The organism is Neisseria sp. P0008.S010, assembly GCF_051962715.1.
In the GTDB taxonomy this organism is placed as follows: domain Bacteria; phylum Pseudomonadota; class Gammaproteobacteria; order Burkholderiales; family Neisseriaceae; genus Neisseria; species Neisseria elongata.
In genome coordinates this window covers 21,568-45,312 of sequence record NZ_JBQCVA010000005.1, presented here as the reverse complement: position 1 = coordinate 45,312, position 23,745 = coordinate 21,568, and the positions used below count along the sequence as shown (strand labels likewise).

The 23,745-nt window shown below is 55.4% G+C and carries 23 protein-coding genes and 2 pseudogenes; 11 read left to right on the top strand and 14 right to left on the bottom strand.

The features are described 5' to 3' along the window. Window positions 1-68: 68 nt before the first annotated feature. Window positions 69-992 carry a CobW family GTP-binding protein gene (locus ACTHSL_RS02750; RefSeq protein ID WP_107918471.1) on the bottom strand — a complete coding sequence of 308 codons (924 nt, stop codon included), beginning with the start codon at window positions 990-992 and terminating at the stop codon, window positions 69-71. After that, window positions 983-1,441, bottom strand: a complete 459-nt coding sequence (locus ACTHSL_RS02745; RefSeq protein WP_003770176.1) for a Fur family transcriptional regulator — start codon at window positions 1,439-1,441, stop codon at window positions 983-985. The genes ACTHSL_RS02750 and ACTHSL_RS02745 overlap by 10 nt, the downstream gene beginning before the upstream one ends. Before the next feature lie 164 nt (window positions 1,442-1,605). Between ACTHSL_RS02745 and ACTHSL_RS02740 the strand changes: the two genes are divergently transcribed. Then, window positions 1,606-2,094 carry a dihydrofolate reductase gene (locus ACTHSL_RS02740; RefSeq protein ID WP_440380247.1) on the top strand — a complete coding sequence of 163 codons (489 nt, stop codon included), beginning with the start codon at window positions 1,606-1,608 and terminating at the stop codon, window positions 2,092-2,094. Window positions 2,095-2,166: 72 nt separating this feature from the next. Here the strand turns inward: ACTHSL_RS02740 and smpB are convergent, their stop codons facing one another. Continuing rightward, the gene (gene smpB, locus ACTHSL_RS02735; protein ID WP_041961407.1) at window positions 2,167-2,613 is read right to left on the bottom strand and encodes an SsrA-binding protein SmpB; all 447 of its coding nucleotides are present in this window, start codon (window positions 2,611-2,613) and stop codon (window positions 2,167-2,169) included. Between the two features lie 116 nt (window positions 2,614-2,729). Between smpB and ACTHSL_RS02730 the strand changes: the two genes are divergently transcribed. Then, window positions 2,730-3,152: a hypothetical protein gene (locus tag ACTHSL_RS02730; RefSeq protein WP_440380246.1), complete on the top strand. Its 423-nt coding sequence runs from the start codon at window positions 2,730-2,732 to the stop codon at window positions 3,150-3,152. Window positions 3,153-3,331: 179 nt separating this feature from the next. Here the strand turns inward: ACTHSL_RS02730 and dut are convergent, their stop codons facing one another. Next, entirely contained in the window at window positions 3,332-3,784 is a 453-nt protein-coding gene (gene dut / locus ACTHSL_RS02725; protein ID WP_049249351.1) for a dUTP diphosphatase, read from the bottom strand. Window positions 3,785-3,914: 130 nt separating this feature from the next. On the opposite strand from dut, the gene ACTHSL_RS02720 reads away from it, so the two are divergent. Further along, the gene (locus ACTHSL_RS02720) at window positions 3,915-4,721 is read left to right on the top strand and encodes a DUF4198 domain-containing protein (RefSeq protein WP_440380245.1); all 807 of its coding nucleotides are present in this window, start codon (window positions 3,915-3,917) and stop codon (window positions 4,719-4,721) included. A gap of 218 nt (window positions 4,722-4,939) precedes the next feature. Here the strand turns inward: ACTHSL_RS02720 and ACTHSL_RS02715 are convergent. The 4 genes and pseudogenes from ACTHSL_RS02715 to tdfG form a co-directional block, all read right to left on the bottom strand. Then, window positions 4,940-5,225: pseudogene (locus ACTHSL_RS02715) on the bottom strand (helix-turn-helix domain-containing protein); the annotation flags it as partial. A 99-nt stretch (window positions 5,226-5,324) separates the two neighbouring features. Beyond that, a complete protein-coding gene (locus tag ACTHSL_RS02710; protein ID WP_440380244.1) occupies window positions 5,325-6,818 on the bottom strand; it encodes a surface lipoprotein assembly modifier in 1,494 nt (497 codons plus the stop codon). Between the two features lie 218 nt (window positions 6,819-7,036). Beyond that, a complete protein-coding gene (locus ACTHSL_RS02705) occupies window positions 7,037-7,981 on the bottom strand; it encodes a Slam-dependent surface lipoprotein (RefSeq protein WP_440380243.1) in 945 nt (314 codons plus the stop codon). A 282-nt stretch (window positions 7,982-8,263) separates the two neighbouring features. Further along, complete coding sequence (tdfG, locus tag ACTHSL_RS02700; protein WP_440380242.1) at window positions 8,264-11,902, bottom strand: TonB-dependent receptor TdfG; 3,639 nt, start codon at window positions 11,900-11,902, stop codon at window positions 8,264-8,266. Window positions 11,903-12,222: 320 nt separating this feature from the next. Between tdfG and ACTHSL_RS02695 the strand changes: the two genes are divergently transcribed. From ACTHSL_RS02695 to ACTHSL_RS02675, 5 genes and pseudogenes are all read left to right on the top strand, one after another. Continuing rightward, on the top strand, window positions 12,223-12,693 hold the full coding sequence (locus tag ACTHSL_RS02695; protein ID WP_440380241.1) for a ProQ/FINO family protein: 471 nt from the start codon (window positions 12,223-12,225) through the stop codon (window positions 12,691-12,693). A 72-nt stretch (window positions 12,694-12,765) separates the two neighbouring features. Next, window positions 12,766-13,176 carry a nuclear transport factor 2 family protein gene (locus ACTHSL_RS02690; protein WP_440380240.1) on the top strand — a complete coding sequence of 137 codons (411 nt, stop codon included), beginning with the start codon at window positions 12,766-12,768 and terminating at the stop codon, window positions 13,174-13,176. 124 nt (window positions 13,177-13,300) lie between these two features. Next, complete coding sequence (pssA, locus tag ACTHSL_RS02685; protein WP_440380264.1) at window positions 13,301-14,062, top strand: CDP-diacylglycerol--serine O-phosphatidyltransferase; 762 nt, start codon at window positions 13,301-13,303, stop codon at window positions 14,060-14,062. Window positions 14,063-14,128: 66 nt separating this feature from the next. Continuing rightward, window positions 14,129-14,863, top strand: coding sequence for an epoxyqueuosine reductase QueH (locus ACTHSL_RS02680; RefSeq protein ID WP_049254266.1), 735 nt, complete (start codon window positions 14,129-14,131; stop codon window positions 14,861-14,863). Between the two features lie 88 nt (window positions 14,864-14,951). After that, window positions 14,952-15,061 (top strand): annotated as a pseudogene (locus ACTHSL_RS02675) (IS5/IS1182 family transposase); the annotation flags it as partial. Between the two features lie 19 nt (window positions 15,062-15,080). Here the strand turns inward: ACTHSL_RS02675 and dinB are convergent. From dinB to rraA, 6 genes are all read right to left on the bottom strand, one after another. Beyond that, entirely contained in the window at window positions 15,081-16,145 is a 1,065-nt protein-coding gene (gene dinB / locus ACTHSL_RS02670) for a DNA polymerase IV (protein ID WP_440380239.1), read from the bottom strand. Window positions 16,146-16,238: 93 nt separating this feature from the next. Beyond that, the gene (locus ACTHSL_RS02665) at window positions 16,239-17,540 is read right to left on the bottom strand and encodes a hemolysin family protein (protein ID WP_440380238.1); all 1,302 of its coding nucleotides are present in this window, start codon (window positions 17,538-17,540) and stop codon (window positions 16,239-16,241) included. 83 nt (window positions 17,541-17,623) lie between these two features. Further along, the gene (locus tag ACTHSL_RS02660) at window positions 17,624-17,977 is read right to left on the bottom strand and encodes a DUF5713 family protein (RefSeq protein ID WP_440380237.1); all 354 of its coding nucleotides are present in this window, start codon (window positions 17,975-17,977) and stop codon (window positions 17,624-17,626) included. A gap of 91 nt (window positions 17,978-18,068) precedes the next feature. Further along, window positions 18,069-19,550 (bottom strand): phosphate acetyltransferase, encoded by a 1,482-nt coding sequence (gene pta / locus ACTHSL_RS02655; RefSeq protein WP_440380236.1) that lies wholly within the window; start codon window positions 19,548-19,550, stop codon window positions 18,069-18,071. Between the two features lie 169 nt (window positions 19,551-19,719). Next, window positions 19,720-20,139, bottom strand: coding sequence for an OsmC family protein (locus tag ACTHSL_RS02650; protein ID WP_049254276.1), 420 nt, complete (start codon window positions 20,137-20,139; stop codon window positions 19,720-19,722). Window positions 20,140-20,142: 3 nt separating this feature from the next. Continuing rightward, window positions 20,143-20,634 carry a ribonuclease E activity regulator RraA gene (rraA, locus tag ACTHSL_RS02645; RefSeq protein ID WP_440380235.1) on the bottom strand — a complete coding sequence of 164 codons (492 nt, stop codon included), beginning with the start codon at window positions 20,632-20,634 and terminating at the stop codon, window positions 20,143-20,145. Here rraA and ACTHSL_RS02640 point away from each other — a divergent pair, their 5' ends adjacent. The 3 genes from ACTHSL_RS02640 (at window position 20,635) to ACTHSL_RS02630 (ending at window position 23,655) form a co-directional block, all read left to right on the top strand. Next, on the top strand, window positions 20,635-20,805 hold the full coding sequence (locus tag ACTHSL_RS02640) for a hypothetical protein (protein WP_440380234.1): 171 nt from the start codon (window positions 20,635-20,637) through the stop codon (window positions 20,803-20,805). Between the two features lie 63 nt (window positions 20,806-20,868). Continuing rightward, window positions 20,869-21,942, top strand: coding sequence for a tRNA (adenosine(37)-N6)-threonylcarbamoyltransferase complex transferase subunit TsaD (tsaD, locus tag ACTHSL_RS02635; protein ID WP_440380233.1), 1,074 nt, complete (start codon window positions 20,869-20,871; stop codon window positions 21,940-21,942). Between the two features lie 126 nt (window positions 21,943-22,068). Continuing rightward, the gene (locus ACTHSL_RS02630; protein WP_440380232.1) at window positions 22,069-23,655 is read left to right on the top strand and encodes a tannase/feruloyl esterase family alpha/beta hydrolase; all 1,587 of its coding nucleotides are present in this window, start codon (window positions 22,069-22,071) and stop codon (window positions 23,653-23,655) included. The last annotated feature ends 90 nt before the right edge of the window (window positions 23,656-23,745 follow it).

Genomic DNA, 23,745 nt, shown 5'->3' with positions numbered 1-23,745 from the left:
GCCGTCTGAAATATCAACTTTTGCTTCGCAGAAGTTGATATTTCAGACGGCCTTTTTTGTTTTCGCGTTTACTTTTCCAATGCGTCGCGCAGTTTTTGCTCAATCAGGTCAGCATCAAAGGATTTGGCAATCAGTTCGAAACGGCTGTCGCGCCGCCAGGCGACTTGGTTGGCGCCCCATTGCCCGTCCACCCAGTTGAGCCATACCCAGGTGCCGAGCACTTGGAAGACGCCTTTAGCGCGGACGAGGCCTTCGGTCAGTTTCGGTAGGTCGTTGAAAAAGTTAGTCAGCCTCTCGCCGTCAAAATCTTGTCCGGCTGGGAAGGTAAAGCCCTGCGACTGGAAGCCCATGGTGTTGTCGGGCAGGGCTTTGAGGCGGTAGCGTGATTTTTCGATGACGGGGATGTCCAGCCATTGGATGTCGAGTTGTGCGTTTTGCACTTCGACCACTTTGGCTTTCGGCGGGAACAGTTTGGCCGCTTTGTCATGGAATTCGGCAAGTTGTTCGGGGGTGCAGAGGTCGGTTTTGCTGGCGACCAAGATGTCGCAGATGCCGATTTGGTCTTTGTACAGGGCTTGCTGGGCGTAGTCGGGGTTGATGAATTGGCGCGGATCGACCACTGTAAAGACGGCGGCGATTTCGAGCCGGTCGGCGAAGGGGGCGGCTTTGAGTTCGTCGATGACGCTGGCGGCGTGTGCCAGGCCGCTGGCTTCTATCATGATGCGGTCGGGTTCGTTGCGCAGCAGTTTGGCCAACGCGCTGCCCATTTGCGGCCCGGCGGCGCAGCAGAGGCAGCCGCCGGCGATTTCAGCCACGGGGATGCCTTCGTCGCTCAATACTGCGCCGTCGATGCCGATTTCGCCGAATTCGTTGACTAATATCACCCATTTTTCATTTGGGTCTTTTTGCGCCATCAGGCTTTTCAGCGCGGTGGTTTTGCCTGTGCCTAAAAAGCCTGAAATCAGGTGGACTTTGGTTTTTTTTATCGGCATTTTGCACAGATTCCTGTCAGTACGAGGTGTTTTTCGGTCAGCGAGAAGCCTGTGTCGGCGACTGCCTGCTGGAGGTCGCCCCATTGTCGGCTCAGGGATTGTTCGTCCACCGCGCCGCATTCGGTGCAGACGAGGATGAAGGCGCTGTGGCCGCTGCCGGTGTGTTCGGCGTGGCCGTGTTCGCAGCAGTTGTGGCGGGCGTGGCTGCATAAGACGTAGCCGTTTACCGCCGCGATTTTGTGCAATACGCCCAGTTCGGCCCAGAAGTCCAGTGCGCGGTAGGCGGTGGGCGGTGCGACCGGGGTCTTGCTGTGTTGCTGCATTTGCGAGAGGACGTAGTAGGCTTTGATGACGCCTTCGTGCTCCAATACGATGTCCAGCACCTGTTCGCGCAATGCGGTAACTTGTGCGCCTTTGGCGCGGGCTTGCTCGATGATTTTCTGTTTCATTTTATCGGTTCCGTTTTTCAGACGGCCTCTGCGGCCGGCAGGGTGGTTGCAAGGTGTTTATTATAGCTTTAATTCTTCAGGCCGTCTGAAAAGCATGAGGCGGGGTTTGGTGTGCGGGCGTGCTTTTTGGCTATAATGCGGGCCGTCTGAAAAAAGGAAGAGTTATGCAGAAAATCACGCTGATTGCCGCCTGTGCCGACGGTAATGTAATCGGTATCGACAATGCGATGCCTTGGCATTTGCCGGAGGATTTCGCTTTTTTTAAAGCCTATACGTCGGGCAAGCCGGTGGTGATGGGGAGGAAGACTTGGGATTCGCTGCCGAAGAAGCCGTTGCCGAACCGCCGCAATATCGTGGTCAGCAGGCAGGCGGGAGGTGTGTTCGAAGGCGCGGAAACCGCTTCCGGCCTGGCTCAGGCTGTCGCTATGTGCGAGGGGGCGGAGGAGATCGTGGTGATGGGCGGGGAACAGGTTTACCGTCTCGCCATGCCGTCGGCCACCGACCTGCGGATTACGGAAATCGGCCTGCGGGTGGAGGGGGATGCTTTTTTTCCCGAAATCGATCTGGCGGTTTGGCAGGAGGCCGGACGTGAGGCGCATGTTGCGGAAAACGGTTTGGAGTATGCGTTTGTGCATTATGTCCGCCGTGCATGACGGGCGGTAGTTTAAAGGCCGTCTGAAAACCCGGAAAAGGTTTTTCAGACGGCCTTTTTGTTGTCCGGCGGTTTAGCGGCTGTTTTTCATCAGCCTTTGTTTTTCCCGTTTCCAGTCCGCTTCTTTCATGCTTTGGCGTTTGTCGTGTTGTTTTTTGCCTTTGGCCAGGCCGATGTCCATTTTGATGTAGCCGCGTTTGTAGTGCATATTGAGCGGGACGAGGGTATAGCCGCTGCGTTCGACTTTGCCGATGAGCTTGTTGATTTCGCTTTGCTTCAACAGTAGTTTGCGTTGGCGGACGGGATCGGGTTTGACGTGGGTGGAAGCGGTGGGCAGGGCGGTGATGTGGCAGCCGACCAGGTAGAATGCCCCTTTTTTCCAGTGTATGTAGCTTTCTTTGAGCTGCACCCGTCCGGCGCGGATGGCTTTGACTTCCCAGCCGTCCAATACCAGGCCGGCCTCGAGTTCGTCTTCGATAAAGTAGTCGTGAAAGGCTTTTTTATTGTTGGCAATGCTCATTTTTCAATCCGCTGTTTTTTTCAGACGGCATTGTATCAGATATTGAGGCACTCCCCCTTTCCGCCGTATTCCGAGGGCGGGGTATAATCGCGCTTTTTGATGTGAAGGCTTGAAGGATGAAGGGGCAGGGAAAATGGCTGGCGGCGGCGGTGTTGCTGCTGGTGTTTGCGGCGGCAAAACTGGCGGGGCTATATTGGTGGCAACAGCAGCAGCCTGCCGCCGAATCTGTGGCATGCGATATAGGCCGCGGCTGCACGCTGCCAAACGGCGCCGTGTTGCGTTTTACGCCGGCTGCGGGTTTGAAAACGCCGTTTGATATTGCCTTATCCGGCAGCGGGACGGAGAAAGCCGTGTGGGTGAGTTTTTCGATGCGGGATATGGATATGGGCTTCAACCGCTATGACTTACACCGTCAAGCAGACGGCGGCTGGCTGGCACAAAACGTGCGCCTGCCGCTTTGTACCGAAGCACGGCATGATTTCTTGGCCGATGTGTCGGTGGACGGGCAGGTTTACCGCGTGCCGTTTACGGCTTACTGATTCTGTTTCAACTTTACTGGCCATACGTTCCCGATGCCATGCAGCAAGACGCGGGCATTCAAACCCAGGCTAATAGAAAAGCGGGTTTGCCGTTCATGATGTCGGCAAACCCGCCATGTTTTTTGCAAACCGCATCTCCTGCCTGTTTATTTCTAGCAATAGATAGTTAAAACAGCAGTTTAGGCTTTACCCGTACTGCCGAAACCGCCTTCCCCGCGCTGGCTGGCGGCAAATTCGTTGACGATTTTAAATTCGGCCTGCACGACGGGGACGATGACCATCTGGGCGATGCGTTCGAACGGTTCGACGGTAAACGGCGCGTTGCCCCGGTTCCAAACCGAAACTTTGAGTTCGCCCTGATAGTCGGAATCGATGAGGCCGACCAAATTGCCCAAAACGATGCCGTGTTTGTGTCCCAGCCCGGAGCGCGGCAATATCATGGCGGCGTAGCCCGGGTCGGCCAAATGAACCGCCAAACCGGTCGGGATGAGGAATGTTTCGCCCGGCTTGATGGTGGCGGCCGTGTCTATACAGGCGCGCAAGTCGAGCCCGGCCGAGCCGGGCGTGGCATACGCGGGCAACTGTTCGGCCATTTTCGGATTAAGGATTTTGATTTCTACCGGAAGGTGCATATGGATATCCGTATCGGTTTGTATAAATTGGGAATTATACGGCCGGATATTTTTTTTAACAAATACTGGCAAAACCTTACCAAAATGGTTACAATATAACAATCGAAACAAGTCATACACAGGATGAAAAATGAAGAAGCAAGTTGTATTGGCGGCAGTGCTGTCGGCTGCCGTGTTTTCCGCACATGCACACCGCGTTTGGGTAAAGACAGACCATACCCACGGCGGCGAAATTTTGAAAGCGCAGCTGGGCTATGGCGAGTTCCCCGAATTTGAACCGATTGCCCAAGAGCGGCTGCATATTTTCAGCAAACCGATGCGGCTGTATACCGACAAAGGCCATGAGGATTTGGTGCAAAAGGGCGAATTCAATTACCAATATGAAAGCAAAAAACCGGTACGCGAAGGCAGCTTTTTGGTAACAGCGGAATACCAGCCGACTTTCTGGTCGAAAAACAAAGCCGGTTGGAAAAAAGTCAATATGACCGAAATGCCGGATGCCGAATATTGCGAACAAACGCGGATGTACGGCAAAAACATCGTCAATGTCGGCCATGACAGCGCGGATACCGCGGTGATTACGCGCCCTGTGGATCATCTTTTGGAAATCGTACCGCTGGATAATCCCGCCAATGTGCGCGTAGGCGAACTGTTTAAAGTAAAAGTGCTCTATAAGGGCGAGCCTTTGGCCAATGTTCCGGTTACCGCGACATTCGAAGGCTTCGACCTGAGCGACCGCAAAAAATCACACAAAGTAGAGGCGCAGGCCTTCTACGATGTAACCGCAGCCGACGGCACGGTGGACATCATTCCGCTGCGTCAGGGCTTTTGGAAGGCAAGCGTGGAATACAAAGCCGATTATGCCGACCAAAAAGTATGCCAAAAACAGGCTTCATACAGCACACTGACTTTTGAAATCGGGCATACGCACCACTAAGGATTTTTAACCGTTTGCTTTAGGCCGAACCCGGTTCGGCTTATGTGGGGGGAAGGCCGTCTGAAAACGTTTTCAGACGGCTTTTTTTATTTTTGTCGGATGCGGTTTTGAGAAATACCCTGTTAGAATAGAAATATAGCGTTTCCCTTTAATTACCATCCCACCTGATGCTTTAAAGAAATTCCGCGCCTTCCGAAGCCGAAAAACTGAAAAGCCGAAATTCTCGCCATCTGGGACGCCGTGCTGCCGATGTTGAAGCCGGTTAAATAACGGAAAACGGTGCTGTGATGGAGTGTAATCCCGTGGTGTTTGCGCAGGTAGGCGCATACTTGTTAGGGACTGAGTTTGCGGCAGATAAGGGTGTCGATGTGTTGGATCAGCTGCGAATCGAGCTTATAGGGTTTGCGCCGGTGCTGTTTGGTCAGCCGGCTTTGCCGTTGGGCTTTAGCGGGATAGGTATTGGATATGGTATCGTTCGTCTTGGGTCAGTTGTGTGCAGCTCATGACAATCTTTCTTGCAGGAAAGGCCGTATGCTGCCGCATACCGGCCTTTTTCTGTTATGGAAAGTTGCACTTCAAATGCGAATCCGCTGGCCTTTCCCTTCAAAACCGATACTTCAAACTCAACAGCCATTCGTTTTGGCGGTAGCGGTAATATACCGTGTTGCTGCGCGCGATTGTGCGGCGGAAGCGCAGTTCGGGATATACGCCTTTGATATTCCATTGCGGAAAACCCGCCGCAGCCATCATGATGTATTGCTTGTCGCGCCGCCGCCTGTTGTCGCTGACGAAACTTGCCGCGTCATACAGGCTGCGGCGGTAGAGCAGGATGGCGTTTAAATAAGTACCGCCCGGAAACAGCCGGTATGCGCCCAGCCGTGCCGTATATTCTTTGCTGGAAGAGGATTTTTCGGGATAGGCTTTGCGGGCGGCATCGAAGTTGGCAAGCAGGCCGCTTTTCGGCGTGATGGAAAATTCCGCTCCTCCGCCCAGTTCGTATTGTTTGAAATCGGCAAAATAAGTTTTGCTTTGTCCGCCGTATCCGGTCTTTTTCGCGCCGGCACGGGCATTGATACGCCAGCGCGGGGAGAGTGTGCGCGACCAGTCGGCATCTGCACCCCATGCGCGGTAGTGGGTGTGGCGGTTGCGGAAGTCGTATTCGAAATAGGGCAGCAGGGAAAAGGAGGAGCGTGCGTCGGCATAGGCGTATCCCGCGTACAGCGAACCGTTGTGATAGCCGTAATCCGGCATGGCCGCCGAATCTTTGTCTTTTTCCGTGTAGCGGTTGCCGTACAGCACGCCGCGCACCTGTACGCCGTGATGCCCTTTGAGCGGGACGGTTTTTTCGGCGGTCGCGCTATAGGATGAGAAGGTCGAATCCGTTGGCGCGGGCAGGGTGCGTTCCATCAGGCACATGCCCGCGATTTCCCACACGCATTGGTTGATGCCGTTGCCTTGGTTTACATTGCTGTTGTAGCCGTAGCCGAGGCTGATTTGGCCGTGCCAGCGGCGGCGTTTGCCCAGTTCGGACAGGTAGTTTTCCACGATGGGGCGGGTTTCTGCGGGAATATCCGTTTTCAGAACTTTCTCAAAGGCGGCGGCGGACTCTTTGTTTTGGTTGTCTTCGGCATAAAACCGCCCCGCTTCGAGCAGCAGGCGGGGGTTGTCGGGTTCGGCTTCCAAGGCCGTCTGAAAACTGTTCCCCGCCGCGCGGAAATCCCCTTCGTCCCGTTTTTGCAGCGCATCGGCCAAATGAATCAGCGCGGGTTTGTGCCGGGGCAGTTTGGCGTAGCGGGCGGCGAACTGCCGCACCTTGTGCCACTGCCGCGTATTGAGGGCGTGGTAAATCGCGCTTTCCAGCTCTTCCGCCGTGTCGCCGACTTGGTAGATTTCGCCGCCTATCGAAATATAGCCGTCGTTTTCCTCTACTTCCCCGCGTGCCTGCTCCGTGTCCAGCCAGCCGCTTTCGCGGTATTGCTGCGTTTGGCGGCTGCCCTCGTCCAGCAGGCGGCGGCGTTCGTCCGCGGCATCGTCGGACGGGGCGGCAAGGCAGACCGTACAGAGCGGCAGGAAAAGCAGGCAGAGGCGGTGGTTCATGGGATGGGGTCCTTTGGGCGGGGAGGCCGTCTGAAAGAAGTAAAAGCAGAAATCCATCAAGGCAATGCAGGTTTACACGGCATTTCGGAAACAGGTCAGCCGCAGTATATTTATGCCTACTGCGGCTGCGGTTAAAAAACGGCGGTTTTCCTGATTGCGGGAACGGACGGCCAAACGCCGAAAACACCGGCATTCCCTAATCGCGTAAGCGGGCAAGGTTATTTTTTCGCGCCGCCGAAGGCTACGTCGTCGCCTTTACCGTTGCCGCGTTCGGCATAGCCCGCCATAGCTGCCGCGCCTTTGCCGTAGAATTGGCCTTGGATTTTTTCATGATTACCCGCACCGCTTTTAAACGTGCCAGCGGAGTTGGTAATTTCAACACCGTTAAAGCTCAAATCCTTATCGCCCGCGCGTTTCAGTGCTCCGCTCATAGAACCTTTGTCGCCCGTACCGAATGTGGCTTTGATTTCACCGGTATAGAAATCGTTTTTGCCCGGCGTGTGCTTGTTGATACCGACAACGTTATAGGTAGCCGCGGCCAAGTTTCTGGTGTTTTTGGTCGGATTCTCACCCACGAACCAAACCGTGCGCTTGCCGTCGTTCATATTTAAATCCGTGCTGTTGGCAATCTGATTGCTGTTGCCTTTGCGCGGCGCCCATTCGCCGAAGAAGACGTTGGTTGCCGCAGTCGGCACTTTGGCAAAGGCCATGCCGCCGAATTTCGGTGCAATCGGCAGCAGCGGGTCAGCCATTTGGCGTACGCTGAACACCTCGGTGTTGTTGGCGCGTTTTTCATACCAAACTTGTCCGAGTTTTTTCGAGCTGAACCAGCCCATTACGGGATTGACATCACCTGGGGTGAGGTATCTCGGATTGGCCGCACCGTTTACATTGGCGTTCTGATTGCCGCCGTTGATAGGTGCGTTGCCGTATTTGTTGCGGATGCGCTGCGCGGGGCCGGCTTCGAGGTTGATGGATTTGGACAGGCCGTTGCCGGTGCTGACCTTAATGCCCGCCGCACCTGCACCGAAGGGTAGGGAATCGGATTCGGCAGCTTGAATTAATTGTTTTTGACTTGAATCCCCACCTTCAACTTTTACTGCATAAGCAGAGCCGAAGGCGGCGGTCAGAAGGACGGCGAGGGTTAATTGTGATGCTTTCATGATTTTTCCTTTCAAAGAAAAGATATGGTGGATACCGCTGTTTTGTCTTCAGCGGCAAGATGTATCGGCTGTTGCCGACAGGGCGCATATTAATACTAATGCAAATAATAATCTAATTAAAACCTATTATCAAATATTGGTTTTAGATTGCATTTGTCAATATTTTATTTTTAATATCATTGCATTACCATCTAAGAAATACAAATATTATAGTAACGGGTAACAGACTATAGCCGACGGGCGGATTCCTGCCCGTCGGCTGCAATATGATGCGGTCAAGCCCTAAAACCTGCCCTTGATGCCGAAGGTAACCGTCCTGCCCGGGCCGGGAACGGGGGTGCTGGACATCGGGTCTAGGTAATAGCGGTTGGCAAGGTTGGTTACGCCGAAATTCAAGTCTATATGTTTCCCTATGCGGTAGCGGGCATAGGCATCCAAAAGAGTGGCGGCATGCCAGCCGTAGGGTTTGCCGTTGCGCTCATACACCTGCCCCGCGCCGTCGGCAATCAGCTTGTCGTAGTTTTTCCGCTCCGCCTTGCTGTGATGGATGGCGCGCATGCCCAATTCCAGTTTTTCGTTGAAGAAGCGCGTGCCGACATCAAGGGTAAGCGAATATTTCGGCTGCAGGGACTGGAAGAAGCGGCTGAGGCCGAAGCCGCCTTCGAGGCATTCGGGTACGCGTTGGAGGTAATAGTCGAATTTGAAGGCGATGCTCTTGTCGCACACCATATGTTTCAAGCGGTAAGTGCCGCCGAAGGAGGCGAAGAAGCGGCCGCTGTCGAGGCGGCTTTGCAGTTCTATCCCTTTGCTGACTGCCTTGTCGTATTGGATCATGCCGCCGTCCATATTCGAGGTGTCGATTTGGTTTTTGATTTTGTTGCTGTAGTAGGTGAGGCGGAGGTCGCCTTGGCGCAGTTTGGCGAAATGCGGGGCGAAATTGAAATTGTAGCCGACTTCCCAGTTGGTGCTTTTTTCCGGTTTCAGACTGTATTCGGCCACGGTCTTGCTGCCGTACAGCCCGCCGCTGCTGGTGGAAGCGGTCAATTCATAGAGGCTGGGGAAGCGGCTCATGCGGGCATAGCGGGCGAAGAGGCGGTGGTTGTCGGCAAGATCGTAGCTGACCGACAGCATGGGCGCCCAGGAATGCGCACGCTGTTCCTGCGGCATGCGCCAGCGGTCGGATTCGCCGAATTGATGCCGAATCCAAGCTGTACGGTTTAGGTCGCTATTGAATTCCAGTGCCTGATTATTGTCTTCTTTTGACGGAATTTGGTTTTCATTGGCCATACGGTCTGTTGTTTCGCCTACCGAACCGGGTGTTATGCCTATATGTGATCCGGGAATATAACGGCGGTAGCTGCCGCGCTTTCCTTGCGGATTGTTTACCCTTTCGCGGTACATTTCCGGCGTAATTTGTACTTTGCCGGGGTCAAATTTGCCTGCATTCATTGGAATGATCTGTTTGCGGCGCAGGACATATAGCACATCGGTATCTTTATTGCCATCCGCATATTGAACAAAATTTCCATCAGATTTGGCGTAAAACCGAGTATCCTGACCAACGAGAGTATCATGCGGATCAAAATCGTAACCGTTTTTTTCCTTAAAACGGCGGTTAAGGTCTTGATATTCTGCAACCTGTCCCCCGATTCTATCAGGGTCATAAAGCTGCAGCATTCGCTTTTGGTTGGCAATATCTTCTTCATCCGCCAATTCGTAATAAGGCATCATCAGGCCGGTAACATAGCTGTCCGAACCCAGGCCGTACTGATACCAGGGGTTGCGTGCGGCACGCTGCCGCGCCAGTTCGATATTGCGCCCTTTGAAGTTCTGATAGCGCACGCCCGCCTGTATGTTCAGGCGGGAAGTCGGTTTCCAGTCGAAGACTAGGTTCGCGCCCCATTCGCGCTTTTTCGCCGACTGCGGGCCGCCCAAGGCCGCCATGCGGGTCAGTACGCCGAACGTGTTCATCAGGTCGGTGCTGTTAGCGATGTCGGTGCGTTCTTCCAGCGTTTCGCGCTGGTAGTCGGCGGCGAGGGTGAGGCTGAGTTTGTCGGAAAGGCGGAAGCGGTTGCTGAGGTTGAAGCCGTTGCGGACGACGTCGGTACGCTGCCGCGCGCCGGGAACGATGATGCGGTCGGGATGTTCGATGTAGTAGCGTTCCTGATTCAGCTTTTGCTTCAGTTCGGCCAGGTTCATCAGCCTGCCCAGATGGTTGGTCTGGTCGGTCATCACATTTTTATCGGCGGGCGTAATGGCGTAGTAGCCGCCCGTATGCCCCATCCAGCGGTCGGTAATCGCACGGTTGTTTTCATCGTACTGGGCCAGCCTGCGGGCGATTTTGTCGGGCGTGTCTTCTATCATGCGCAGCACTTCTTCATGGGTTCGAGCCGAGCCGTAGGCGTTCCACGTCATCGCGTCTTCGCAGCTTTCCGTTCTAAGACCGGGAGACGGCCGTTTGCGTATGTTGCACCAGTACCAGATGTCGTAGTCCATGTCGGGCGTGGTTACGCCGACGACGGGGCCGCCGCTCTGATGGCGGTTGCTGTCGGTCTTCACCCGCCACATATCGGCCTGAAAATCTATCCACTTGTTGTCCTGCGGCTTCCATTCGTAGCCGATTTTGTAGGTTTTGCTGTCGATTTTCGTGCCTATGCCCGGTGCCTGCTGCGCGGGGTCATTTAGGGATTGTTCGCTGAAACCGAGTATCCATGCCGTTATCAGGGGGTTGATTTCGCCGAAGCCGATTTTGTTGTCCATATATTGCAGGCTGATTTTCTGATTGCCCGGCAGATACCAGTTGTTTTTCAGCAGCAGGGTTTTGGTGTCGGTGTGGCTGTTCATGATTTCTTCGCCCGGCCTGAACAGGATGGCCATATTCGGCACCAGGCTGGCGGAAGATTTGCAGAGTATGTCTTTTTCCAGTTGCGATTTGTCGGGATACTGGTCGTAACAGGCATCCGCACCGTAAATGGGGTTGTTGAGGTAGCTTTGATAGCCGCGTTTGCCCGCGTAGTAGTTGCCCTTTTGACGGTGGCTGTATGCGGCAAGGCCGTCTGTAATGTCGGTTTTGAAGGCGGCGGACAGCATCAGCTGCCTGTCGTCTTTGAAGTTGGTGTGGCTTTTGCCGCCCGAGAATTTCGTGTCGGCTATGCCTTCGTCCAACAACAGGGCGGTGGGGGAGGGTTTGCCGGTATAGCCGGTCAGCACGTCCGCCATACCCGGTGTGCCGTCCGCCGTCGCGCCTATGGACGAGAGGGTGCGGTAGTCGCGGCCTAAGAATTGGCGCAAGTCGTTTTTCTGCGCCACGGTGTTGCCGGAAAACTCGGTTTTGACTTCGATTCCCCAGTTTCTCCCTTCGGGGATGATGTCGGCGGGTTCGATGGTGCGGATGGACATCGCGCCGCCGACGCCCGATTTCACGCCGCGCGTCATGGCGGGGCTTTTTTCCACCGCGATGCTGCGGAACAGGGCGGGGTCGAGATAGTTGCGGTCGCCCACGCCGTAGTTGTTGAGCCAGACGTCGACCGTTTGCTCCGTGCCGTCCAGCGTTACGGGGATACGGCCCTTGCCGGTGATGCCGCGTATGTTGGGCGTAATCGCGCCGCCGGCGGTGCGGGTGTTCATGTTGTACACGCCGTTTAAGCCTTTGAGCACGTCGCCGGCGGATTGGACGCGGTAGCGTTCGAGGTATTCTTTGCCGACGTAGGCGTTGGAGACGTTTTTGTAATACACGTCGTCCGCGCCTTTTTGGTCGGCACTGCGTTTGCCGGTAACGGTCAGCGCTTCGATGTTGCTGCTTTCGGTTACTTCGGAGGGCGGGTTGTCGGCGGCATAGGCGGGCAGGGCAATGAGGATGCCTGCGAGGCTAACGGCGAGGATTTTCGGCCGTGAGGGGAATCTGGATTTGCTTTCGGACATTTCTGCAACCTTTCTGTAATCCTTTGTAATGGGATGTGAAGGTTGCGATGTTAATACAAATGATAGTGCGCATCAATCATTAAAATAATGATAGAAAAAGGTGCCGAAAACTAAAAATATTGCGAAATTTTATTTTGTTTCAGATGCATCTTTGCTATTTTATATTTTGCTTGATGTTCAAACGGCATATAACCTAAGCACGATTGTTTCAAAAGATGTATCAATGGCGGAGCGCGGCCAACAACAGCTTAACCCAAACCGCGGTTTACGTTACAATACACGCCGATTTCCCCTTCTCATTTACTCAGGAATAACGAAGCATGACAAAAGAAACCGCCTTGGGTGCGGCACTGAAAACCGCAGTGCAGACCATGAGCAAAAAGAAGCAAACCGATATGATTGCCGACTATATTTACGGCAAATTTGATGTTTTCAAACGCTTTAAGCCTTTGGCATTGGGCATCGACCAGGATTTAATCGCGGCTATGCCACAATACGATTCCGCCCTGATTATGCGCGTGCTGGCCAATCACTGCCGCCGTCCGCGCTATTTGAAGGCGCTGGCCCGCGGTGGCAAACGTTTTGATTTGAACAACCGTTTCAAAGGCGAAGTAACGCCGGAAGAGCAGGCTGTTGCCGCGCAAAATCCGATGGTGAAAGAAATGTTGGAAAAACAGGCGGCACGCCGTGCAGAGGCGGAAGCGGCAAATGAAGAGGGCGGTGAAACACAGTCTGCCGAAGCCGTTGAGGCCGCCGTGCAGGAAGCGGTTCCCGACACTTCAGCCGAATAAACGGCAGGCCGTCTGAAAGTCAAACCGGGTTTTCAGACGGCCTTTTTCTTGTGTAAAACCTTGGGGTGCATCATGAACGATTTCGAACGGATTTACCACGATTGGCACGAATACGCAAAAAACCGCGATACCGAAGCGTTAATCGGGCTGTATGCGGACGATGCCGTGCTGGAAAGCCCGCTTGTCCCTGTTATATTAAATATTGAGAGCGGGATTCTGAATGGGAAAGCCGAAATCCTGCGTTTTTTAGAAGAAGGTACGCGGCGGCGGCCGAATGAATTGGTACGCTGGTATCGCGACGGCAGCCGTTTTATTTCAGGGGATACACTGATTTGGGAATATCCGCGCCAAACGCCCGACGGCAATCAGGTCGATATTCTTGAAGTGATGCGGATCGGGCAGGGAAAAATCCGGCATCATCGGATTTATTGGGGCTGGTTCGGAACGCAAATGCTGATACGTTCGGCATCCGGCAAAGCATAAGCAATAAATCGGCCGTCCGTAAAGGCCGTCTGAAAAGCCCGTTTCGGGTAAATCGGGTATAATTACCCTGTTCTTCAACAACTAACGGCTTTTCATTATGGCCACAGAACCATCCCGCAGCGGCATGGAAATCCGCCGCAGCCTGCGGCAGAACAGCATCTATGTGCTGCCCAATTCCTTTACCATTGCCGCCCTGTTTTCCGCTTTTTACGCCATCACCCAGGCCATGCACGGTTACTACGAAACCGCCGCTATCGCCGTTTTCATTTCGATGCTGCTTGACGGCATGGACGGCCGTGTCGCACGTTGGACGAACAGCCAAAGCGCGTTCGGCGAACAGCTCGACAGTTTGGCGGACATGGTCAGCTTCGGCGTCGCCCCCGCACTGATTGCCTACAAATGGCAGCTTTTCCACTTCGGCAAAATCGGCTATACCATCGCCTTTATCTATTGCGCCTGCGCCGCCCTGCGCCTGGCCTTGTTCAATACCCTGATCGGCAACGGCAAAGCGGACAAACGCTGGTTTGTCGGCGTGCCCAGCCCGACGGCGGCCGCCTTGATTGTCGGCTTGATTTGGGTAAACCACAGCGTGGAAAATTTTGCCGGTGAGAAATGGTGGGCATTGTTCATCACCCTGTTTGCCGGGCTTTCCATGGTGGTTCAGATTCCGTTTTGGAGTTTCAAGGAAATCAACATCCACCGGAAAGTACCGTTTTTCGTGATGATTTTAGTCATGCTCGGCCTGTTGATATTGGCCTTGAAACCCGCGCTTGTCCTGTTTTTATTCTTCCTCGGCTACAGCCTGTCCGGCTATGTGATGTACGGCTGGCGGTTTTGGAAAAAACGGCAACGCAAACAGGCCGTACCTCCTGCCGCATCCCGATAAACCGCTTCGGCCGTCTTTTCAGACGGCCTCCCTTCATCCGATTACAACGAAAAACGATAATTTGATATGAACACATCCGACACCCCCATCGTTACCGACATCGACCGCCCCGTCCTCGTCCCGCCCGGCGGCCATAAAAAAGTCCTGCTGCATTCCTGCTGCGCCCCGTGCAGCGGCGAAGTGATGGAAGCCATGCTCGCCAGCGGCATCGACTACACCATCTACTTCTACAATCCCAACATCCACCCGCTCAAAGAATACATGTTGCGCAAAGAAGAAAACATGCGCTTTGCCGACAAATTCGGCATCCCCTTCATCGACAAAGACGACGACTACGAAAACGACCGCAAAGAATGGTTCGCCAAAGCCAAAGGCATGGAATTCGAACCCGAACGCGGCATCCGCTGCACCATGTGTTTCGACATGCGTTTCGAAAAAGCCGCCCAATACGCCCACGAAAACGGCTTCCCCGTCTTCACCAGCTCGCTGGGCATTTCCCGCTGGAAAGACATGAAGCAAATCAACGGCTGCGGCCACCGCGCCGCCGAGCCTTATGACGATTTGGTTTACTGGGATTTCAACTGGCGCAAAGGCGGCGGCAGCGCGCGCATGATTGAAATCAGCAAACGCGAACACTTCTACCAACAAGAATATTGCGGCTGCGCCTACTCCCTGCGCGACTCCAACGCCCACCGCAAATCTCAAGGCCGCATCCCTATCAAACTCGGCGTTTTATATTACGGCGACGAATCGACGCAATACGAAAACGTACAACCCGCAAAAATTAAAACGGACGAATAAGCCGGATAAATAAAAGGCCGTCTGAAAGCGCACACAGCGTTTTCAGACGGCCTTTTATTTGTGCTTGTATCTGCCTCGATGACGGCACAGGTATAGTGGATTAAATTTAAATCAGGACAAGGCGGCGAGCCGCAGACAGTACAAATAGTACGGCAAGGCGAGCCAACGCTGTACTGGTTTAAATTTAATTCACTATATTTTGAAACAACGCTATTTTTCAGACAGCCTGCCATAAATCCTGCTGCTGTCCGCGCGGTTCGAGGTGGCCGACCCCGAGTCCGATCAGGCGGTAATCGATGTCGGAGGCGTGCGGAATCCGCCCCGCCAATTCGCGGGCGGCAGATAAAAGTGCGGCGGAATCGGGCAGGGGGGAGGAATAGGTCAGGGAACGGGTGATGATGCGGAAATCGGCGGTTTTCAGTTTCAGCGTGACGCCCCGCGCCTCGGTTTCCCTGTTTTGCAGCTGCTGCCACAAATCATCGGCCAGATGCGGCAGGTGGCGGACAATCAGGGCAAGCGGCAGGTCTTCGGGCAGGGTGATTTCGGTGGAGATTTGCAGGCGTTCGCGTTCGGCTTTGACGGGGCGGTTGTCGATGCCGTAGGCGAGGTCGTGGAGGCGGTAGCCCCATTTGCCGAACAGGTTGGCCAATTCGCCGGGGCTGTGCCGGCGCAGGTCGCCGACGGTGTCCATGCCCAGCCGCTGCATCTTCTGCCGCGTAACTTTGCCGACTCCGGGGATTTTGCCCAGCGGCAGGTCGGTTAAAAAGGCCTCGACTTTCTGCGGCGGCAGGACGAACTGTCCGTTGGGCTTGTTCCAGTCGGAGGCGATTTTGGCCAAGAATTTGTTCGGCGCGACTCCTGCCGAGGCGGTCAGGCCGGTTTCGGCGAGAATGTCGGCGCGGATGCTGCGGGCGATGTCGCTGGCGTAGGGGATGTTTTGGTGGTTGAGGGTAACGTCCAAATAGGCTTCGTCCAGCGACAAAGGTTCGACAAGGTCGGTATGCCGTCTGAAAATGCCGTGTATCTGCCGCGACACGTTGCGGTAGAGGGAAAAATTCGGCGGCACGAAAACCGCTTGCGGGCAGAGGCGCTTGGCGGTGGCGGCGGACATGGCGGAATGCAGGCCGAAGCGGCGGGCTTCGTAAGAGGCGGCGCAGATGACGGAACGCGCGCCCTCCCAAGCCACGACGACGGGTAGGCCTTGCAAATGCGGCTGTTCGCGCAGTTCTACCGAGGCGTAGAACGCGTCCATATCGATGTGGATGATTTTTCGCTGCTGCATGGTGTGTATCGGCTTGAGGCCGTCTGAAAAGATGTCGCTGGCGGACGGGTTTATTCGGTGCCGTGCTTTTTCTTTTTTTCAGACGGCCTCGGACTATATCCCGTCCGCTTCATTATTTTGTTTGGAAACAAGAAGCTGGTCGATTTTCAGATTTTCGGTGTCGATGATTTCAAATTTGTATCCCGCGTAAACCAAAAAATCGGTGCGTTTCGGGATTTTGCGCAGGGAATACATCATAAAGCCAGCGATGGTTTCGTAGTTTTCTGAATTGGGAAATTCCTCAATGTCCAATGCACGCATGACGTCGGCGAGCGGGGTTGCGCCGTCCACCAGCCAAGTGTCTTCGGTGCGGCGGATGATTTGCGGCTCTTCTTCGGTATTGACCAGCTCGCCCATGACGATGCTCATCACGTCTTTCAGCGTAACCACGCCGACCACCAGCGCATATTCGTTTACCACTACGGCAAAGTCTTCGCCGGAAGTTTTGAAGGTTTCCAATACATCGTAAAGCGACAGCGTGTCAGGGATGAACAAGGCTTTGCGCAGCACGCGCTTGTCGGTCAGGCGGACGTCTTTTTCTTTTAAAAACAATGTCAATAGCGTATGCGATTCGATGTAGCCGATGACTCGTTCCAAATCGCCGTCGCACACCAAGAATTTGTTGTGCGGTTTTTCCGACATCATTTCCAACACTGTATCGCTGTCGTCGTTTTTATCGAAATAGGCGATGTATTCGCGCGTACTCATGGTGGAAGTCACCGTGCGCGCCTGCATGTCGAAAATATTTTCAATCAGGTAGTGTTCCTGCTCTTTCAACACACCCGCCTGCGCGCCCGCATCGACGACGGCGTAAATGTCTTCCGAAGTCAGCTGCTCTTGGCGGACGGTGGAGATTTTGAAGAGTTTGAATATCGCGTTCGCCAGCCCGTCAAATGTCCAAACGAAAGGCTTTAGAATAAAAATTAAGAACATCATCGGCCGTACGATGCGCACCGCCACCGCTTCGGGATGGGTCATCGCTATGCGCTTGGGCATCAGGTCGGCAATCAGGATGAAGCTGCCCGTGACCAGCGCGAACGTCAGCAGCGACGCGGCGGTACTGCCCCAACTGCCCGCGTTTGCCAACAAACCGCCGAAATAAGGGCGCACCGCCGCTTCGCCGACGATACCGGCGAGAATGGCGACGGCGTTCAAACCGATTTGAACGACGGTGATGAAGCTGCCCGGCTGCTGCTGCATATTGAGCACGTCGAGCGCGCGCGTGTCGCCGCCGTCTTTTGCCATCACTTGCAATTTGATTTTGCGCGCCGAGGCGAGCGCGAGTTCGGAACAGGAAACAAATGCGCTGATGACAATCAGCAGGATCAATAATAATAAGGCTTCGAGAATATTCATGAAAAACGGTGTGTGTTGCGGATGGGCTATTTTAACATCAAAGGCCGTCTGAAAAATTCAGACGGCCTTTTTGCCAACCATACTTACCAATCGCGCGGGGCAACCAGTTCTTCGATGTCCGCATCTTCAAAGCCGTAGCTTTGGGCGATGTATTCCATATCGGTGGCAATCGTGTCTCTGGCGACGGTTTCGATTTCGCTGTCGTTTTCATCAAACTCTTCCGCCAATTCGTTGAAGCGTTCGGTAGCTGCGTGGGTCAGGCTATATAGGCCGTCTAAGTCTTCGGGCTGTTCGGTTTCGATTTGGCGGCACAGTTCGACCAGGATGTTTTCTCCTTTTTGCACCAGTTCGGGCGGGAAATAATCGTCGTCATACATATCCTGCAAAAAGGTGTGGCCGGCCAATTCGGGGTTGTTCAGTGGATGACGGGTAGTCATGGGGTTTCCTTTCGGTTTGGGGGATTTTTGAAAAAGGCCGTCTGAAAACGGGCAAACCCTTTCAGACGGCCTTGTCGGTATTAACCCACCGTTATTTCGCAATCTGGGTTGCCTGAATCGCAGTCAGGGCGATGGTGTAGACGATGTCTTCCACCAGCGCGCCGCGCGACAGGTCGTTTACCGGTTTGCGCAGGCCTTGCAGCATCGGGCCGACGCTCAAGACGTTGGCGTTGCGCTGAACGGCTTTATAAGTGCAGTTGCCGGTGGTCAGGTTGGGGAACACGAACACGTTGGCTTTGCCTGCCACGGGGCTGTTCGGGGCTTTGGATTTGGCCACGCTTTCCACCACGGCGGCATCGTATTGCAGCGGGCCGTCCACGGCCAAGGCAGGGGCTTTTTCTTTAACCAGCTTGGTCGCTTCAATCACCAAATCCACATCGGGGCCGCTGCCGGAATCGATGGTGGAATAGGAAATCATGGCCACGCGCGGGTCTATGCCGAAGGCTTTAGCAGATTCGGCCGATTGGACGGCGATTTCGGCCAACTGTTCGGCAGTCGGATTCGGATTCACCGCGCAGTCGCCGTATACCACGACCTGCTCGGGCAGCAGCATGAAGAACACGCTGGATACGATGCTTGCGCCGGGGGCGGTTTTAATCAGCTGTAAGGCGGGGCGGATGGTGTTGGCAGTGGTGTGTACCGCGCCGGAAACAAGGCCGTCCACATCGTTTTGCGCCATCATCATGGTGCCGAGTACCACAGTGTCTTGCAGTTGTTTGCGCGCGTCTTCGGGGGTCAGGCCTTTGGATTTGCGCAGTTCGCACATCGGGGCGACGTATTGTTCGACCAGTGTGGCGGGATCGATGATTTCCAGCGACGCGGGCAGGGCGATGCCTTTTTCTTTGGCAACGGCTTCGACTTCTTCGCGTTTGGCCAGCAGCACGCAGCGCGCCAGGCCTTTTTCATGGCAGATGGCGGCGGCTTGGACGGTGCGCGGTTCCGCGCCTTCGGGCAGTACGATGCGTTTGTTTGCCTTGCGGGCGGCTTCCATCATGTTGTAGCGGAATTGCGCGGGCGACAGACGGACGGCTTGTTCGGCGGCCAGTTTTGCCACACCTTCGGGTGCGTCTGCGCTGCCCAGATAGTCCAAACCGGCTGCTTGGGCGGCTTCGGCCGTACCGCCGACCACGCCGGCAAATTCGACGTTGCGTCCGGCAAACGACGCTTTGGCCATCTGCAGGCGTTCGGCGGTGGCGTGTTCGTTGCTGACGGCGAAGACGACGCGGGCGTTGAACGCGGTGGCCAGGCCGTTGTTTTGGCGGCTCAGGAAGATATAGGCATCGCTCGGGGTGATGCCTTGGATGACGACGTTTTCCTTACCCAGCGCGGCGGCGCGGCCGACCAGCAGGTCGAACCAGTCGTCCGCTTTGCCTTCGGCCGCCAGGCGGACGGCTTCGCCGGCATAGTCCATTGCGTTGAATACCGCGGCATTCGGCAGTTTAGCCGCGATATTGGCGGCGGCTTTGGCCGCATCAACATGCGGGCAGACGGGGATAATCAGGGTGTAGGCCATGTTTTTGTCCTTTCAGGGAAGTTGTTCGATACCGGGGTATCGGTTTCAAATATCAGGGGAACGACCGATAAGCTGATGTGTATGGTCGATTGGGGGAATTTCACTATAAACTATAAAACGTTCAGGCCGTCTGAAAACCGAAGCAGGCTTTCAGACGGCCTTTTGCCGTTCAAACGCATTCGACGATTTCAAAACTGTGGCTGACGGCGGCGGCCTTGCCCAACATAATCGAAGCGGAACAATATTTTTCCGCCGACAGCCGAACTGCCTGGGCAATCGCGCTTTCTTTCAAATCCGTGCCGAACACTTTGAAATGAATATGGATTTCGGTAAACACGCGCGGGGCTTCGTCGGCGCGTTTGGCCGTAACCGTGGCGCGGCAGTCGCTGACTTTCTGCCGCTGTTTTTCCGCAATCATCACCACGTCGATGCTCGAACAGCCCGCCACGCCCAATAGCAGCATTTCCATCGGGCTGGGGCCGCGCTTCACGCCGCCTTCCGCCGCCGCGCCTTCCATGACCACGCTGTGGCCGTTTTCAGTGGTGCCCACGAAGCAGAGGCCGTCTATCCATTGCGAGGTTACCTGCATGACTTACTCCTCTCCGATGGGTTGGGGTGAGACCAAAATACCGTCGGCATCGCTGTAAAGGTAGTGACCGGGGATGAAGTCCACACCGCCGAAACTCAGCACGACGTCGGTTTCCCCCGCGCCGTCTTTCGCGCTTTTGCGCGGATTGACGGACAGGGCCTTTACGCCGAAATCCAGCGTGTTGATGGCTTCGCTGTCGCGGATGGCGCCGAGGATGATTGCGCCGACCCAGCCGTTGGCCGCGCCCGCCGAGGCAATCAAATCGCCCATCAGTGCGCTGGCTGCGGAAGAGCCGCCGTCCACCACCAAAACTTCGCCGTCGGAGCGGCTGTTCATCAGTTGCTTGATCAAACCGTTGTCGCGGAAGCATTTGACGGTGCGGATGCGGCCGCAAAAGCGGCTGCGGCGGCCAAAGCTGCGGAATTGGATTTCGCACGAAGGCGTGTCGGGGGCCAAATCGATTAAATCGGAGGTGGCGAATTCGAAGGTCTGCATATGCGGCTCCTGAAGTTGCGGGCTTGGATAGATGGGCATTATATAGAAACGGCAGGCCGTCTGAAAGGGGAAGGCGCAGGCTTTGCCGACCGCCGCCGCGCTGTTTCAGACGGCCTTGATAAGCCGCATCGAGCAGGGGAAAACGGCAGGCCGTCTGAAAAACCGGCCTGATTCCGCGGCGGCTTTGCGTTACAATACCGGCCTTTTGTTTCCCATCCGCATCGGACACGCATCATGCTGGTACTCGGTATCGAATCTTCCTGCGACGAAACCGGCGTCGCCCTTTACGACAGCGAAGGCGGACTGCTCGCCCACGCCCTGCACACCCAAATGGCCATGCACGCCGAATACGGCGGCGTGGTGCCCGAGCTGGCCAGCCGCGACCACATCCGCCGCCTCGTGCCGCTGACCCGTGCCTGCCTGCGCGACGCGGGCAAAGACTATGCCGACATCGACGCGGTGGCCTTCACCCAAGGGCCGGGGCTGGGCGGCGCGCTGCTGGCCGGTTCAAGCTATGCCAACGCGTTGGCCTTCGCCCTGAACAAACCCGTCATCCCCGTCCACCACCTCGAAGGCCACCTGCTTTCGCCTTTACTGGCGGCCGACAAACCCGCCTTCCCCTTCGTCGCCTTGCTGGTATCGGGCGGCCATACGCAGTTTATGGCTGTGCGCGGCATAGGCGATTATGTGCTGCTGGGCGAAAGCGTGGATGACGCGGCGGGCGAAGCCTTCGATAAAACCGCCAAACTGCTCGGTCTGCCGTATCCGGGCGGCGCGAAACTGGCCGAACTGGCCGAACGCGGCCATCCCGAAACCTTTTCCTTCCCCCGGCCCATGCTGCATTCGAACGACTTGCAGATGAGTTTTTCCGGCCTGAAAACCGCCGTCTTGACCGCCGTGGAGAAAGTACGCGCCGAACACGGCGGAATCGCCGAACAAACGCGCAACGACATCTGTCGCGCCTTTGAAGACGCAGTTATCGACGTATTGGCTGCCAAAGCGGAAAAAGCCCTGCGCGACACGGGCTTCCGCACGCTGGTTGTCGCGGGCGGCGTGGGCGCGAACAAAAAACTGCGCGAACGCCTGAGCCGTTTGACCATCCGTCCAACGCAGGGCAAAGGCCGTCTGAAAAAGCCCGCCGAATCCGTGCAAACCTATTTCCCGCCCATGGAATACTGTACCGACAACGGCGCGATGATTGCCTTCGCCGGCGCGATGCGGGCGGAGCAGGCGGTGGCGGCGGGTGGTTTCAACGTCAAACCGCGCTGGCCGCTGACGGACATTGTAAAAAGCGTGGAGGCCGTCTGAAAAAATACGGCATCGGTTTTGCAATTTATCCTGATTTTGTTAATGCTCTATAATTTGACCATTCTTGTGATTTATTGGTCAAAATGCATACCATCAAGTTTTTGCAACCCCGAAATAGGAATCATTATGAACAAGCTCGCCCCCATTGCGCTGCTGCTGACAGCCAGCATTTCCGCCGCCCAAGCCGCGCCCGCGCAAAATCAAAATAAGCAGCAGTGCCTCGCGCTGAAAAACAGCCAAATTGCCGACACCTCCATCACCAAAGCCGAATGGTCGAACGGTGAAATCAGTGCCGACAGAATGGCATCCCTCACCGGCGGCTCGACCAATATCTTGCAGGCGAAACCACATTGCGTGGTGGAAGGCGAAATCGGCGCGCGCACCGGTGCGGACGGCAAACACTACGGCACGAAATTCCAACTCAGGCTGCCTGAAAACTGGAACGGCAGCTTCCTGTTCCAGGGCGGTGGCGGGGTGGACGGTTTTGTCGCCCCTGCCGTGGGCGGTGTTCCTCTACATACATCTACCGCCACGCCTGCACTGATGCGCGGTTATGCCGTGGTTTCTATGGACGGCGGCCACCCCACGCCCACGCCTGACTTCGGTGCAGACCAGCAAGCGCGGTTGGATTTTGCCTACCAGTCCACCGGAAAAGTGACGACGGTTGCCAAACAGCTGATTCAGAAAATGTATGCCGCCGCACCGAAACACAGCTACTTCATGGGCTGCTCCAACGGCGGACGCGAAGCAATGATGGCCGCCCAGCGTTATCCGCTGGAATTTGACGGCGTGATTGCCGCCAACCCGGGCTTCCGCCTGTCGCGCGCCGCCGTTGCCCAGCAGTGGGATTACCAGCAGTTCATGAAAATTGCCCCCAAAGACGCACAGGGCAACAAAATCTTGGCAAACGCCCTTACTCAGGCCGATTTGGACAAAGTGAGCGAAGCCGTGAAAAACCGTTGCGACGCGCGCGACGGCCTGAAAGACGGCGTGATTAACGCATGGGAAAGCTGCGATTTCAAAGCCGAACATGCCGGCCTCTCCCCAGCCAAAACTGCCGCACTCAAAGCCGTGATGGACGGCGCGCGCGACAGCAAAGGCAACCAGATTTACAGCGGCTGGTATTATGATTCCGGCCTGAACCAGTCTGACTGGCGCGCATGGAAACTTGGCAGCTCGCAAACGGCCAAGCCCGATTCACGTGGAGTAACGCTCGGCGCAGGCTCGCTCACTTGGTATTTCATGACCCCCGCCGTGCCGAACTTTGATTTGGACAAATTTGATTTCGACCGCGACACGCCCAAAACCTACCAAACCGGCGCGATTAACGATGCGGTGTCCACCGATTTGAGCACCTTCCGCGCACGCGGCGGCAAACTGATTGTGCTCACCGGCGTGTCCGACCCCGTGTTTTCCGCCAAAGACCAAGTGGCATGGTTCCGCCAAATGAACGCCGACACGCCAAACGCCCAAAGCTTCAGCCGCCTGTTTATGATACCCGGTATGAACCACTGCGGCGGCGGCCAAGCCTTCAATGATGTAGACCCGCTCACGCTTCTGGAAAACTGGCATGGCAAAAACCAAGCGCCCGAGCGCATGATTGCCCAAGGCAAATCCTTCCCGAATAAACAAATGCCGATTTGCGCCTATCCGAAAGTCGCCACCTATGCCGGCGGCGATGAAGGCAAAGCGGAGAGTTTCGAGTGCCGCTGACGGCAGCCGCATAAATAAAAGCAGCCTGCACTTTGATTTTTCAACGCGCAGGCTGCTTTTTTATTTTCAGAAGGCCTTTTAGCTACTAAA

Bases quoted from the DNA above. Each gene is read 5' to 3' on its own strand.
- smpB (WP_041961407.1), bottom strand. From the start codon at position 2,613: ATGAGCATTGCCAACAATAAAAAAGCCTTTCACGACTACTTTATCGAA.
- ACTHSL_RS02630 (WP_440380232.1), top strand. From the start codon at position 22,069: ATGAACAAGCTCGCCCCCATTGCGCTGCTGCTGACAGCCAGCATTTCC.
- ACTHSL_RS02690 (WP_440380240.1), top strand. From the start codon at position 12,766: ATGAACGATTTCGAACGGATTTACCACGATTGGCACGAATACGCAAAA.
- ACTHSL_RS02640 (WP_440380234.1), top strand. From the start codon at position 20,635: ATGCGGCTCCTGAAGTTGCGGGCTTGGATAGATGGGCATTATATAGAA.
- rraA (WP_440380235.1), bottom strand. From the start codon at position 20,634: ATGCAGACCTTCGAATTCGCCACCTCCGATTTAATCGATTTGGCCCCC.
- dinB (WP_440380239.1), bottom strand. From the start codon at position 16,145: ATGCAGCAGCGAAAAATCATCCACATCGATATGGACGCGTTCTACGCC.
- ACTHSL_RS02720 (WP_440380245.1), top strand. From the start codon at position 3,915: ATGAAGAAGCAAGTTGTATTGGCGGCAGTGCTGTCGGCTGCCGTGTTT.
- tdfG (WP_440380242.1), bottom strand. From the start codon at position 11,902: ATGTCCGAAAGCAAATCCAGATTCCCCTCACGGCCGAAAATCCTCGCC.
- ACTHSL_RS02740 (WP_440380247.1), top strand. From the start codon at position 1,606: ATGCAGAAAATCACGCTGATTGCCGCCTGTGCCGACGGTAATGTAATC.
- ACTHSL_RS02705 (WP_440380243.1), bottom strand. From the start codon at position 7,981: ATGAAAGCATCACAATTAACCCTCGCCGTCCTTCTGACCGCCGCCTTC.
- ACTHSL_RS02745 (WP_003770176.1), bottom strand. From the start codon at position 1,441: ATGAAACAGAAAATCATCGAGCAAGCCCGCGCCAAAGGCGCACAAGTT.
- ACTHSL_RS02660 (WP_440380237.1), bottom strand. From the start codon at position 17,977: ATGACTACCCGTCATCCACTGAACAACCCCGAATTGGCCGGCCACACC.
- dut (WP_049249351.1), bottom strand. From the start codon at position 3,784: ATGCACCTTCCGGTAGAAATCAAAATCCTTAATCCGAAAATGGCCGAA.
- ACTHSL_RS02680 (WP_049254266.1), top strand. From the start codon at position 14,129: ATGAACACATCCGACACCCCCATCGTTACCGACATCGACCGCCCCGTC.
- ACTHSL_RS02750 (WP_107918471.1), bottom strand. From the start codon at position 992: ATGCCGATAAAAAAAACCAAAGTCCACCTGATTTCAGGCTTTTTAGGC.
- ACTHSL_RS02665 (WP_440380238.1), bottom strand. From the start codon at position 17,540: ATGAATATTCTCGAAGCCTTATTATTATTGATCCTGCTGATTGTCATC.
- pta (WP_440380236.1), bottom strand. From the start codon at position 19,550: ATGGCCTACACCCTGATTATCCCCGTCTGCCCGCATGTTGATGCGGCC.
- ACTHSL_RS02650 (WP_049254276.1), bottom strand. From the start codon at position 20,139: ATGCAGGTAACCTCGCAATGGATAGACGGCCTCTGCTTCGTGGGCACC.
- pssA (WP_440380264.1), top strand. From the start codon at position 13,301: ATGGAAATCCGCCGCAGCCTGCGGCAGAACAGCATCTATGTGCTGCCC.
- tsaD (WP_440380233.1), top strand. From the start codon at position 20,869: ATGCTGGTACTCGGTATCGAATCTTCCTGCGACGAAACCGGCGTCGCC.
- ACTHSL_RS02730 (WP_440380246.1), top strand. From the start codon at position 2,730: ATGAAGGGGCAGGGAAAATGGCTGGCGGCGGCGGTGTTGCTGCTGGTG.
- ACTHSL_RS02710 (WP_440380244.1), bottom strand. From the start codon at position 6,818: ATGAACCACCGCCTCTGCCTGCTTTTCCTGCCGCTCTGTACGGTCTGC.
- ACTHSL_RS02695 (WP_440380241.1), top strand. From the start codon at position 12,223: ATGACAAAAGAAACCGCCTTGGGTGCGGCACTGAAAACCGCAGTGCAG.